The 13,272-nt window shown below is 43.0% G+C and carries 12 protein-coding genes; 8 read left to right on the plus strand and 4 right to left on the minus strand.

Annotation, left to right across the window (positions count from 1 at the left end):
- Positions 1 to 82 precede the first annotated feature (82 nt).
- Both JN178_RS06445 and JN178_RS06450 read right to left on the minus strand, forming a co-directional pair.
- Positions 83 to 568 (minus strand): hypothetical protein, encoded by a 486-nt coding sequence (locus tag JN178_RS06445; RefSeq protein WP_202264578.1) that lies wholly within the window; start codon positions 566 to 568, stop codon positions 83 to 85.
- A gap of 49 nt (positions 569 to 617) precedes the next feature.
- Positions 618 to 1,346, minus strand: coding sequence for a hypothetical protein (locus JN178_RS06450; protein ID WP_202264580.1), 729 nt, complete (start codon positions 1,344 to 1,346; stop codon positions 618 to 620).
- A gap of 549 nt (positions 1,347 to 1,895) precedes the next feature.
- Here JN178_RS06450 and JN178_RS06455 point away from each other — a divergent pair.
- Positions 1,896 to 4,397, plus strand: a complete 2,502-nt coding sequence (locus JN178_RS06455) for a TonB-dependent receptor (RefSeq protein ID WP_202264581.1) — start codon at positions 1,896 to 1,898, stop codon at positions 4,395 to 4,397.
- A 65-nt stretch (positions 4,398 to 4,462) separates the two neighbouring features.
- On the opposite strand, the gene JN178_RS06460 is transcribed toward JN178_RS06455, so the two are convergent.
- The gene (locus JN178_RS06460; protein ID WP_202264584.1) at positions 4,463 to 6,028 is read right to left on the minus strand and encodes a hypothetical protein; all 1,566 of its coding nucleotides are present in this window, start codon (positions 6,026 to 6,028) and stop codon (positions 4,463 to 4,465) included.
- 535 nt (positions 6,029 to 6,563) lie between these two features.
- Here JN178_RS06460 and JN178_RS06465 point away from each other — a divergent pair.
- From JN178_RS06465 to JN178_RS06485, 5 genes are all read left to right on the plus strand, one after another.
- The gene (locus JN178_RS06465; protein ID WP_202264586.1) at positions 6,564 to 7,352 is read left to right on the plus strand and encodes a hypothetical protein; all 789 of its coding nucleotides are present in this window, start codon (positions 6,564 to 6,566) and stop codon (positions 7,350 to 7,352) included.
- Positions 7,353 to 7,363: 11 nt separating this feature from the next.
- A complete protein-coding gene (locus JN178_RS06470; protein WP_202264588.1) occupies positions 7,364 to 8,125 on the plus strand; it encodes a hypothetical protein in 762 nt (253 codons plus the stop codon).
- On the plus strand, positions 8,122 to 8,760 hold the full coding sequence (locus JN178_RS06475; protein WP_202264590.1) for a hypothetical protein: 639 nt from the start codon (positions 8,122 to 8,124) through the stop codon (positions 8,758 to 8,760). The genes JN178_RS06470 and JN178_RS06475 overlap by 4 nt, the downstream gene beginning before the upstream one ends.
- Before the next feature lie 189 nt (positions 8,761 to 8,949).
- Complete coding sequence (locus JN178_RS06480) at positions 8,950 to 9,438, plus strand: hypothetical protein (protein WP_202264592.1); 489 nt, start codon at positions 8,950 to 8,952, stop codon at positions 9,436 to 9,438.
- Positions 9,431 to 9,634: a helix-turn-helix transcriptional regulator gene (locus JN178_RS06485; protein WP_202264594.1), complete on the plus strand. Its 204-nt coding sequence runs from the start codon at positions 9,431 to 9,433 to the stop codon at positions 9,632 to 9,634. Before JN178_RS06480 ends, JN178_RS06485 begins: the two co-directional genes overlap by 8 nt.
- Before the next feature lie 17 nt (positions 9,635 to 9,651).
- Here the strand turns inward: JN178_RS06485 and JN178_RS06490 are convergent, their stop codons facing one another.
- Positions 9,652 to 10,692 carry a patatin-like phospholipase family protein gene (locus tag JN178_RS06490; protein WP_202264596.1) on the minus strand — a complete coding sequence of 347 codons (1,041 nt, stop codon included), beginning with the start codon at positions 10,690 to 10,692 and terminating at the stop codon, positions 9,652 to 9,654.
- Positions 10,693 to 10,890: 198 nt separating this feature from the next.
- On the opposite strand from JN178_RS06490, the gene JN178_RS06495 reads away from it, so the two are divergent.
- Both JN178_RS06495 and JN178_RS06500 read left to right on the plus strand, forming a co-directional pair.
- Positions 10,891 to 11,916, plus strand: a complete 1,026-nt coding sequence (locus JN178_RS06495; protein WP_202264597.1) for a 2-dehydropantoate 2-reductase — start codon at positions 10,891 to 10,893, stop codon at positions 11,914 to 11,916.
- 96 nt (positions 11,917 to 12,012) lie between these two features.
- A complete protein-coding gene (locus JN178_RS06500) occupies positions 12,013 to 13,263 on the plus strand; it encodes a DEAD/DEAH box helicase (RefSeq protein ID WP_202264599.1) in 1,251 nt (416 codons plus the stop codon).
- The last annotated feature ends 9 nt before the right edge of the window (positions 13,264 to 13,272 follow it).

The following is a 13,272-nucleotide window of genomic DNA, read 5'->3' on the forward strand; positions in this document are numbered from 1 at the left end:
TTATAAGTCTTTTGCCCATTCCATAAAACTGAATGCACTTTATTCAGTAATGAATATTGCTGACGCGCTTCTTATCACCTAATTACTTATTAAGCGTTTCTTCTGCCAAGTGATACCAGTGATCTTGTATAAAAACGATTTTACTGTCTTTGAACTTAAAAATAGCCAAGCGAGATGGACTCGAAGTTATTTCAGTATCTTCTTGATTTCGGTACCGACTAACGAATTCTACCGCTGCTGTTTGATACCCATGAATCACTGATTTTAATACAGTGTTAGCTTCAACGGTGTTGGCATATCCACCTCTTTCCATTTGACGAAGAAAGGCTTTTCTCCAAATATTCTTATCAAACTTAGCCTCATACTCTTCGTGTAAATAGACAACATCTTCGTGTAGCGAACCCAAAAATACATCAACATTCTCGGTGGTCGAATGTTGAACAACAGAAAGGTTTATTTTTTGATAGTAGTCTTTGATTAGGGTTAATTGACACTGATTATCACAGTGGGTGTCCGCGTTAACTTGCATCGCAAGCACGAGAAATAGCATTGCTGTAAAACGTTTCATTCGTTACTCCTGATTTATTAAATAGTTATGGCTGAGTTTGCATGGTGTCTTAATCTAACGACTTCATATCATTGCAGTTGCCGCCTAACCATTGTGAAAAAGCAGAGTTTTCGTATCCAAGCTCTACTCTATCCTCGACGCTAACAAAGTATGTTGTCATCAATCCGCTTGCATTTACGTCAACTTCAAAAACAGGAATCGATTGCTTATTAAATACGATGTCGTTTTTTCGCACGCCGACAATTTCTAATTGAGACAGTCCATTTTGATAGTGATATGTAGGAATTGAGAATGTAGTATTATGTTGCAGTGGCAGCGCGGTAAATAAAGTACCCCACAAATTTCCTTCCCAGAGTTTTCCGTCGAACATTAGGCTGAAACCATCTTTATTTGTCTGCTGGCCCAATAAAAACACAGAAGTGCTATCGCCATCAAAGTCATAGTCGATGCTCAGAGACTTCCCTCCCATCCGCGAGTGATAAAAGTGGGTAGGAGTCATATCTCTATTTAATACAAATTCATCTTTCATATTAAAATTACGTGACGGCATAATTTGATGAATAGCAATAAATGTTTTGTCGCCTTTCTTTACTATTTTTTTCGAGACCTTTGCGACAACTTTCTTTTGATTTTCACCATCTGGAACAGATGATAGGTAACAATAATTACCAACGGCTAAATAATCAGAACTAGGCAATTCGTTGCCTGATTCATTGCCAATGACGAATAAGGGGACCAAAAGAGTAATGGTAAATAGAGCGATGCGAGATGAAACCATAAAAGTCCTTAATTCTTATCGTACAAATAAATCTCCTCATCAGTTCTTCCTTGTATATCAAGTTGTCACAGGTGGGCAGATATTTAGGGTTATATTTTGAAGGTATATTAAGATGATGCCCATTCCATAAAACTGAATGTTAGTTATTCAAAAATGAATAGTTGGGGAGTATTGGGCTAAGAGGGAAGTGAAGAAGTTAAGCGAAATTAGTTGGTACTCCTAAACCCGTCTTTTGAAGTTTGATTGCAAAAGGTGACTGAACTCTTAGCACACCAATCCATCACACTAATTCGTCACTATTCAAATTTTAAATATATTTGAGAGTAATGGCTTATTTGCACTACAGACCGCGTTTCGCAAGCAAAAGCGTCTATACAGTAAATTCAGAATTTCCACTATAAATAACAAAAATTAAACATTTTGTTTACATGTCTTTTCTTACTTGGTTATTGTAGATATCCCACACTTAATGAGCCGTTCGCTACGTTGTTGATGTGGACTATCGCTCAAAAATAATAAAAACACATAAAAACAAGTAAGAGAATAATAATGAGTAAACGCTTACCCTTAACCTTTAAACGCAAACAAGTCGCAACGCTCATCGCACTTAGTTTAAGCCTTACCAGTCAATCGGTGTTATCGCAGGAAACCACAGAGCCTGCAGAAGATGAATTGGTAGAACAAATTCTTATCACGGCTTCAAAAAGAAGCACAGGTTTGCAAGAAACACCTATCGCCGTTTCAGTTACTAGCGGTGAAGCCATTGAACAAACCCAAGTGTTAGACATTCAAGATATGCAGGCACTTGTACCTACGTTGCGCGTAACACCGCTTCAGCGCTCTACCAACACCAACTTCTCAATTCGCGGTTTCGGTAACGGAACTAACAATACGGGCATAGAGCCGTCCGTCGGCGTGTTTATCGACGGTGTATATCGTTCACGCGCTGCTGCGCAAATTGGTGATCTACCGCGGGTACAACAAGTCGAAGTATTAAGCGGCCCGCAAAGTACATTATTTGGTAAGAACGCGTCGGCTGGGGTAATCAGCATAAGAACCGATGCACCATCGTTTACGCAAGAAGGTAAGGTTACGCTTGGTATCGGCAACTATAACCAGCGACTATTAAAGGGATACTATACCAACGGTATTACTGATGAATTTGCTTTTAGTGTATCTGGTGGTATCAATAAGCGCGACGGCTACACTGATAGTGTTGTGGAGGGTGTTGACGAGCTTAATAACCGCGATCGCTGGAATATTCGTGGACAAGCCCTTTACGAACCAAACTCAGATGTTCGACTTCGCTTTATTGCCGATTACAGCGAAATTGATGAGCGTTGCTGTACGGTAGCAGACTTTATTAATGGCCCAACAACAGGTGTGGTAAGAGCGCTAGGGGGAACGGTATTAGATACTGAAGACCCATATGCTTACGAGTCTGCACTAAACTTCAATCCAAACAATAGTGTGGAAGACGGTGGTGTGTCATTGCAGCTGGATGTGGACTTCGAAACATTCTCATTTACGTCAATCAGTGCGTATCGAAACAACAAATCAGATTACTTTGTTGATGTAGATTATACCTCGCTAGATATCTTAGCCGAGGAGGGTCATACCGATATTGATACTTTCACTCAGGAATTTCGCTTAACTTCAACGGGCGAAAATAAGCTAGATTGGATGGTGGGTATGTTCTACTTCTCTGAAGAAGTAGATACTGGAGATACGTTGTTTTACGGTTCAGCGGTGCGCCCTTTCTTTGACGTTTTACTTAACGCTGGCGTAGCGCAAGCTATTGCTCCACTGCCATTTGAGGCCGTTTTTCCTGATGGTTTCCTAGGTACATTTGAGCCGCTATACGGGCAAGCTCCTGGAACATTTTTTGGGCAAGATCAGTTCGTGAATAGCGAGTTCTTACAAGACAATGACGCACTTTCGGTATTCCTTAGTTTGGACTATCACTTCTCAGACCGTTTGACCGGGACATTTGGCGTAAGCTACACAGAAGATGAAAAAGATGTGTCTATTGAGCAAGTAAATACCGAAGTATTGTCTTCGATAGACTTTGCTACTACACCTACGGTGTTTGGTGTGCCGCTTTCCACCGCTGTGCCAGCACTTACTCCGTTTATCCCAACGTTGCAAAGTGTACAGTTTTTACCCCCTCAGCTGACTTATCCAAACGCAGTTGAAAGTGGTAATACCAACGATGACAAAGTCACCTGGAGTGCGCGTATTGCCTATGAAGTAAACAAAAACATCAATGTGTTTGCTACGGCTGCAACAGGTTTTAAGGCGTCTTCATGGAACTTGTCTCGCGACACGCGCCCATTCGCAGCGGACCAAAGCGCACTTGAAGCGGCCAATCTAACTCAGCCCAATCAAAGTTACGGTACGCGTTATGCGGGACCTGAAGAGTCAACGGTATACGAGCTAGGGATGAAGGCCCGATTTAAAGACGGTGCTTTTAACATCACATTGTTTGATCAAACTATTGAAGGTTTCCAATCAAGCATATTTGTTGGAACAGGCTTTGTGTTAGCTAATGCAGGTAAGCAGTCCACAAAAGGTGTTGAATTTGATTCAACCTATAATGTGACTGACAACTTAGTGTTTAACTTTGCAGGTACCATTTTAGACCCAGTTTACGACTCGTTCGAAGGCGCTAATGGACTAAATGGACCAACGGATTTATCGGGCACTATGCCTGCTGGTATCCATGAACGAAGCTTTGTTGCGGGCTTAACGTATCACCTTGATTTCGAAAATGGCATGACAGGTTATGTGCGAAGCGATTACCTGTATGAAAGTGAAGTTCACATTGTAGAGAACGTACCACCTGAAATGACTCGAGAAGTCAGTACACTAAATGCAAGTGCTGGTCTCGAGTTTGAAAATGGCGTTAGCGTACAGGTATGGGTTCGTAACCTCACCAATGACGAGTATTTCTTATCGGCATTCCCACCGCCTATTCAAGCGGGTAGCTTCAACGGATACCCGAATCAACCTCGTACTTTTGGTGCAACAATTTCATATTTGTTTGAATAAAACACGCTTGTACGTGAATTAAAAAAGGCCAGTTTGAATCTGGCCTTTTTTGTACAAGAGAGAAACTAGTTACTGCCAGGTACTGCAGGCACACCGTTTCCATTCTTTCCGTTAGTAATATACATGCTAACTTCGTAATTTCCTGTTCTGAATGTACCGTTACCGGTACCGTCAAGAGAGATTATTCCCACGCCGGGCAACAGCAACTCATCAGGTGACGAAACTTGCAGTATGTAATCGCCGTCTTGGTTAAGCGGAGCATCAACCATATACGCATCAAAACCCTCGAAGTTTTGGAAGTTGCGTTGCACGAGTGTTAGCGAGCCATCACGCTCTACGTAATAAAGCGCAACAGCACCAATGACGAAATCAGCTAGGGCATTTTGCTCTGCTGACGGTGTATCAAAGCCGAAGAACTCAGCACTTAAAAACTGACCTGACTTCGCTGTAAACCGGTAGCTATCTACTTCTCCTGCAACGTCAATACGTCCAGCTACACGCGCTTCTAATAATTCGAGTTTGCCACCAGCATTATCACCGGTTTCCAATGTATTTGGTGCAAGTACTTTTCGTAGTTTTACCTTCTTATTACCGCCAGTGACACTCTCTTCTTGCAGTAACCTTGCTCGCTGATTTGCAGCGAGTTTCAACGCTGAACGTTCAGAGAAAAAACGCAAATCTACAGTGCTATCGGCAAAACCTGTACCTACACTAGCACCAGATGCCATTGTATGATCAAATGACTCAAGGGCAGCAAGTGGGCCGTCAAATACAGGGAAAAAGTCACCCGTACCCGGTGTTACACCATCACCTGGTGCGCCGAAACTATCGTGGTGACGCAACCCTAAATTATGGCCTAATTCGTGAGCCCCAGTGTTCGATGCCTGATTAACAATTGCTGTCGACAATGCAGCATCCACATCGCCATCAACGATAGGAATACCTGAAATACGCGAGAAGAAATCGCCAGAAGGGTCGAGTGCTACGAGTACCTGCCAAAGACTTGCATCAACAAATGCACTGTCGTCGCGTATATCATTTCTAATATCAATAGACTGAGCGCGGCCAAAAAGAATACCGTTGTTAAAGTCGATACATACACCGTCTTCGTCGCGACATTCAAAAATAAGAGTAGAGTAATCTCCTTCGGTAGGTCTTGTTTGCGTGAAGCTAATGTCAAAACCTTCATAGCGACTCTCAATATTCGCTTGAATTTGATCGCGCTCACTTTGGGAGTACTGATAGCTGGTAAACGTTTGTCGTACATTTGGTACAAACGTAATCGCTTCGAAAGTAGGCGATGATTGTTCAAAGTCAAGGAAGACTACTTGGGTATCGGTGTTCTGCTGACCAACGGCAACACCTTGGCCTTTTTTACTATTTTTGCTTTGTTTACCACTGTTTACTTGTGCGTTAATGGCGGATTCTTTGTCAGATGCGTCTGATAGTAGCGCCAGAGTTTGTTCAACCGATAGCGCTCTTCTGTCAAGGCAAGAGGTTTGACCGCAGTCATCCATGATGACAGGAAGTGATGTGGTAGTATTAATATCTTGGGCACTAGCGCCTTGCCAAACACAAAGCATACTGCATGCTAGTAGACTTAAGCGTACTGTCTTTTTGCTTTTTTTCATTTTACTAAGTCCTTTCAGCTGCTTGAAAGTTGCAACACCTTAAATACAAACTCGCGCAGTTGATTAATTTTTGTAGTAGAGGTTTTCTAACGTTTGGGTTAGAAAATCCAATGTAGCAAAGCGCAAGACATTGTTAAATTAATAAACGTTCATAAAATAATCAGAGTAATTTGACAGATGTTCACTTCCCTTTACGTAACCTTATTTTACTGATCCGCTTAGGAGTCTTCCGGCTCATAGTGAGTACGCTCTACTACGGTTTTGTGCTTATTGAGAGGGAAGTGGCAACAAAAACCAGTATGCACTGGGACACACAAAGTTTAATGTCATAAATTTGTGGTTAAATTTTGATCAATGTGTAACACTGATAAATGCTGACTTGGTCGTTACATTTTTTAAACAGCCAAATTACGGACATCATATTCATTGCCTAAATTCGCTTGGAGAGAAGAAGTGTAGTGAAGCGGTCAGCACGTACAATCAATGACTGCGGTAAATGTCACTTCATTCTAGATTATCACTATGGAGGTGTATCATGTCTGGAACTTCTGAAGCAGTTACTCAGGCCACAAGACTAAACGAAATTGGATTCCCTGAATTTACGACTAAACTCATAACCGATGTATTTGACGCATTAATTTCTAGCAATATCCGCCAAACCGAAGCCTATATCGAGCTGCTTCAACAAACTAGCAAGTCGCTTTCTTCTTTTATCAATGACACCAAAGACGATATCAGCGGTGACATGATTTTAGACTTTTTAGCTCGCGCGTTACCTGCTGATGTCGACGATCAAGAGAAGGTTACTGCGGTTGAAAATAACGGTGGCAACGCCACACTCAATCAAGATCAAGCCAATACGCTAAATGCAGCGCTTGAAACGCCAGCAGAAGCCGGTGTCACTGACAATAACCAAGTTGCCGTAGATGGCCAAAACTCGTATGACGCTATTTTAGATGCCGTAGCAAGGCGAATATCAGTAAATAAATACGACATGCTCAAAGAAATGGTAAAACAAGGAATTTTGCGACTGGTTATCGAAAACGGTGATATAGAAACGCGTTTAACTTTTACCACCTATGGTTCGTCGTTTAGCCGAGAAACACAGAACAAATACAACCGCAAAGCGTTTTCTGCAAAGGCTCGCGCTAAAACCGGTTCTATCTTATCTCCGTGGGTCAAAGCATCGGCGTCAACCAAATATTCTAATGTGACGGTGACGACAACAAGCAAAGTTGATCAGGATAGGTCAGGCTCAAGAGTAAATATTTTTGGTGGTGTGAAAATTAACTTCCGCACCGACTATTTACCTTTAGATCAGTAAGGATACACGCCATGTCAAACTCAGCTCTTAATGAGCTGGGTTTTGCCGAGTTTGTGGCAAAACTCATCTCAGATACCTTTGGTGCGGTTCTCGCATCGCAAATCGAACAGCAAGATAAAATAACCGAACTCACGAATTTACTGTCACTTTCGGACGACGAGTTTGTTGCAATGTGCATGCAAGACGACGATCTTGTGTTTCAGTTAGAAGAGAATCTCAAGCAGCGCTACCCTTTTGATAGTGATACTGCACATGCGGTCTACAAGGGCGCACCGTACCAGCCACCAACGCAACAAAAGGAAGAGCAGCCACCGTTCTTTAATGATTTAGGAATTTCGCTGGAAGAAAAACTACACTTCTCAGGTAAAAAGTTAACCGAAGAAGGTGCAAAGAAAATAAAAAATGCCGTAATGTTTAACATTGCGCAGAAACAGCGCCAACTGCTTTCTGATGTATTGATAAATGGTATTCCCAAGTTGTCTGTCGATCACGGCAAGATCAACGCCAAGCTAACATTCAGCATGAAGGATGAGGGCTCGCAGGAAGAGGAAGATGAGAGTAACTCTGCGCCGAGCAACAATGCAGTAATAACCAACAATTTCGCTGTGAACAATTTGTCAGTGGCCAATCGATTTGCCGGTGTTATTGATACGTCAAAACTGATAAAAACAAGGCTTAACATTACGCCTGCGAGTAACCGAGCGCCGCAGGACGCACAAAGCAGCGCAAACATTTACAGCGAAGTTGAAATTCACTTCAAGTCCATTTTATGACTACTTCCACAGACGTACAGAGCTTAATTTGGCTGATTCACGCTGAAATGGCAACGGTGATGAACACCCTAGCCAATCAGCAGTCAGGCTTTGGTGTAGAGAGTATCCGAGTAAGAATGGGGCAACTAACTGATAACGGAGATAACAGTGAAACGGCTCCCCAGCTTGATGTCCAGCGCTACCCGCTAGCCCAACAAGGGTGGTTACTAGACATTAACTACAACGTTCATGCTTTTGATACACAACCGGTACCTGCGAAATGGAAAGGCTTAAAAGGCGATATTGAGGTTATTCACCTTCAAGGCGTAGGTCCACAGCTTACCAAGCGCCTGCATAAGTTACAGATCTTTACCATTGATGATTTAAGACTTATGAATGCTGAATTGGTCAGGGACCATGACTTAAGACAGCACCAAACGATGGCTGCGCTTGCATTAGCATTGCCGCCTATCGCTTTAACCACTGATATCCTAGAAAAGTCGCCGCTATGGTTGATAGACAACGAATCGTGGTTGAATACCCATGTGTCTTCAGACAATCACCTTCGTGCACTCTCTACATGGCTACGACAACTTGAGGTTTGTTTGGATAATAAGTGGTTGTCTCGTGTGTCATTACGCGAAATTGTAGATTAATTCCGCGCACAGTCTAAAAAATAACTTGCTTTCATGTAACCTTTGGGTATCATTGATACCTAAGGGTTACATATGGTTGGTTTAGGTATCATAGAACCGACGGTTTCCCACTATGCCATGGCTCGATATAACGTTTTACTTTTTTAGTTTGTCGCATTTACCGTGCGAACTACGCAAAGGATTTAATTTATGACACACACTTCACCTTCTGAAGTAACAGCAGCAATGGAAGAGGACTACCTGTCTTTGATAGGGCAATCGAGTATTGCTGTGGCTTTTATATTGTTTTTTACCGCATTGTCAAATGCCAACATCGGTCAGGATACGGCTTGGGAGTGGGTACTTGGTGGTGGAACATTGGTTGCGCTAACTGCGGTGATCACGCTGTGCATTAGGTCGTTTAAATACACAAGAAACCTCAATAGAGTCGGGTTTTGGACGCTAAAATTCAATGACGAATACGTTGACTTTGTAAGTGGTACAAGTTTGCGAATTACCTGTCACATTATGATGTACGGCGGCATTATCATTGGCTTTTTTGGTAGTGATATGTGGTTTAAAGCGCTTGTTTCGCCACTGCCGCTTAACACTGTTGTTCAACTGTTAGTGAGCGTCGCATTTTTAGTGCACGGTGGCATTATTGTGGCGAAACTGCGAGAGGAAGACCTAAATGAATGAGGAGTTAGACAACCACATCCACAAGTTTAGGTTGCAGCATAAAATCTCTCAGCAAGAACTGGCTGATGCAATAGGGGTTTCTCGCAAAACAATTAGCACGGTAGAAACAGGGCGCTTCACGCCATCCGTGGTCATTGCGCTTAAAATAGCGAAATACTTTGATGTACCTGTTGAGCACATGTTCGAGTTGCGGTGAGCAGCCTGTGACTTACATTAAGCGTACGACAATGTCGTACGCTTTGGTTGATTTTGCCCACCTGTAACACCATTTGATGCTAACAACGAACGAACCTTGTTTGTTGTGAAATCGCTAGATACCTCGGGTTGTGATTGCAAGAAGTGTTCTCCTGCCTTGAGACCCAGTTTATAGTCGTGCTTAAGTTCTGCATCACTACTGCCCAGCAACTTACTCTGTAACTTCTGTTCAGCAAATATTTGTACTATTTCGACGTCTTCAGGCGGATTTTCAATAAATGCTAGCGCTTTTTGATAGGCGCGTTCATGCTGCAGCAAATAATCGATTGTTTTTGGGCATTGTCCTGTCGCGCACATAACGGTACTTAGCCGCTGTAACCAAACTGATTGGGCTTGAAAACTGCTATCCACTGTACGAATAACAACAATCTTACGCGCGCCACGCTCATAGGCTTCTATTACAGGAAGCGGTGCAGCTAATCCGCCGTCTAAGTAAAAGTCAGTATTTGCGGCATTAACATCGTACTCGTGTAAGGTGGTAAGCGGCACGCCCTGTTTGTATAACATAGGCAATGCGCTCGATGCCTTAATTAAATCCACCCATGCGTTTTGGCTTGTGAGTGGGTTAAGGTAGTACGCTTTTCTGTCACGAACGTTAGTGGCAGTAAATAATATTTCTCTACCGTGTACATTTTCTAATGCGGTGTCGAAGTCAAGCAAACGCTTGGCCTCTCTGGTTTTATCAAAATACCAATCTAAGTCGACAATGTGCTTACCTGTTAGCGCACGACCTAGTTGAAAAAAGCGTTTGTGGCGAGTAAGGCCACGGATAAGACGCTTTGCGTACCCTTTTTGACGCGCAACATAACTAGTAAGGTTTTGAGAGCCAGCAGACGTGCCAATTAGAATATCAAATGGGTCGTAATTGTTTTCAAGCCATGTATCTAATACACCTGCAGTGAAAATACCACGTTGTCCACCACCTTCGGCAACCAAGGCTACCTTAGTTGCCTGACTACCACTAAGTGTTACCACGTTGGATGATGAATGACCTGACATTAGAAAACCTCGCGCAAACCGCTAATTTATTAACTACCTTGCGCTATAGTAAAGCGTTAGAAAAAACGGCGAAAATTGAAAGTTTGAATCAGCGTGATTGAAAAACCTGTACTACCAGTCATTTATTTGTAAATGTAGTGTTAAGGTATTAAATCAGCGCACGAACATAAAGGCGCTTAGCAGTACATGCGAGAAGCAATGAGTAAAGGTAACAACGCAAGCAATATTGTGATCTTAGGGGCGGGAAGCATAGGTTGCTATCTCGGAGGATGCTTACTTGCTGGTAACCCCGAGTTGTCTAGCTCATTGACCTTCATAGGTCGAGAACGACTTCAAAATGACATTTCAAAAAATGGCCTAACGCTTACAGATTGGCAAGGTAGGGATGTCTTCGTCGATTCAGCCGGTGTGAATTTTTCGGTAACAAATGATGCTCTCGCATCGGCCGACTTCATTTTACTGTGTGTTAAAAGCCAAGATACACAAGAGGCTGCAACGCTTATTCAAGCGCATGCTAACCCCAATGCGGTGATTGTGAGTTTTCAAAATGGCGTTACTAACGGCGATGTTCTCGCAAAGACCTTGTCGCAGAAAGTTATCAAAGGAATGGTGCCATTCAATGTCTTCTATGAGGGAAAAGGACATTTTCATTGTGGCACAGAAGGTAATTTAGCCATTGAAGATAAAGACGGAACATGCGGCAGTTTGCTTGAGAAGTTTAACAAAGCCTTGCTACATGTCACCGTGTATGACGATATAACTGCAGTTCAGTACGGAAAACTGATCATGAACTTGAACAATGCAGTAAATGCGCTTTCTGGAATCCCCCTAAAGCAGCAGCTTGGGAATAGAGCTTATCGCTTAGTAATGGCCAAAGTACTCAAAGAAGCCCTTCACGTGTTTAAGGCACATGGCATCACTGTGGCAAGAACGGGGAAGGTTATCCCGAAACTAATGCCAACTATCATGGTTCTTCCTAATACACTGTTCCAAATTGTTGCGGCTTCTACTCTTAAAATTGACCCACAAGCGCGTTCGTCAATGTATGAAGACTTAGCGCTGGGTAGACGAACCGAAATTGATTTTTTGAACGGTGAAATAGAGCGGCTCGGTCGACTAAGCGGTATCAGTACGCCGGTAAACAGTAAAATTGTAGCGTTAGTGAAAGACGCCGAGCGCAAGAAAAAAGGTAGTCCAATGTTGTTACCTGCTCAGCTCATGTGACACTCGGCTGATAAGACATGAAAACAAGGTACATGCCGCCTCAGCCTTATACAGTGTTATAATGACGCGTTTTCAATTTCAAATAGCGGTATTTTTATGGTTTTTTCAACCTTAGGTTTGCAGGCAAATCTACTAACTACTCTTGATGCATTAGGTTATGAAGACCCAACGCCTATCCAGCAAGCAGCAATTCCACAGGTTCTTGCAGGTCATGACGTGATGGCTGGTGCGCAAACGGGAACTGGGAAAACTGCCGCTTTTGCGCTGCCGCTAATTCACCGTATTACTGCCCAAAAGGAAGCAAATAGTGACATTCGCGTGTTGGTGTTAACGCCTACGAGAGAGCTTGCTCAGCAAGTGCACCAAAGTTTCGTGCGCTATAGCGAAGGTCTAAATTTAAATACCGTTGCAGCCTATGGCGGTGCCAGTATAAATCCACAACTTGCCGCATTGAGTGAAGGCTGTGATGTGCTTGTCGCAACGCCAGGACGTTTACTCGAACTTGTTATAAAAGAGTTCATTGACCTTAATAACCTAACAACACTGGTGCTAGATGAGGCCGACCGTATGCTAGATATGGGCTTTATCACTGATATTACGCGTATTCTTAAGCGCTTGCCTGAGGGCATTCAGACACTATTTTTCTCGGCTACGTTTAATGATGAAGTGTTCGCTTTAAGTAAAACAATGCTAAACCAGCCAAAGCTGATTGAAGTAGCACAGCGAAACGCGACGGCTACACAAATTGAACAGCGCTTTTACGAAGTGGACAGTCAACGTAAAGCTGCGCTAACGGCCTTTTTAATTGGCGCGAATAATTGGCATCAGGTACTTATATTTACGCGCACCAAACAAGCGGTAGATGACCTTGCCAAAGAGCTAAAAAAAGATGGGATCAGCACGGCACCCATTCATGGTGACAAGTCTCAAGGGGCCCGTGATCGCGGTTTGGAAGATTTCAAAACAGGTAAAGTGAGAGTGCTTGTCGCAACCGACGTTGCGGCTAGAGGCCTAGATATTGACCAGTTGCAGTATGTGATCAACTTTGAACTTCCTTACAATGCCGAAGACTATATTCATCGAATTGGGCGAACTGGCCGCGCCGGTAATGCAGGCTTGGCAGTGTCGCTCGTATCGCATAAAGAAAAATACCTCTTGGCTGACATTGAAAAGCTTACTTCAGCGCATTTTTTATTACAGTGGCAAGAAGGGTTTGAACCTAACCCCGATGCACAAGAGCCATCGAATAACGTTAAACGCAAGTCTTCAAAGAAAAACCTGCGCGCCCAAGCACTTGGCCTAAAAACAAACAACAAGGCTAAAAAGGGTCGCCCTCGCCGTCGCTAGCATAAGAAA

It is taken from the genome of Alteromonas sp. KC3 (assembly GCF_016756315.1).
GTDB lineage: Bacteria > Pseudomonadota > Gammaproteobacteria > Enterobacterales > Alteromonadaceae > Alteromonas.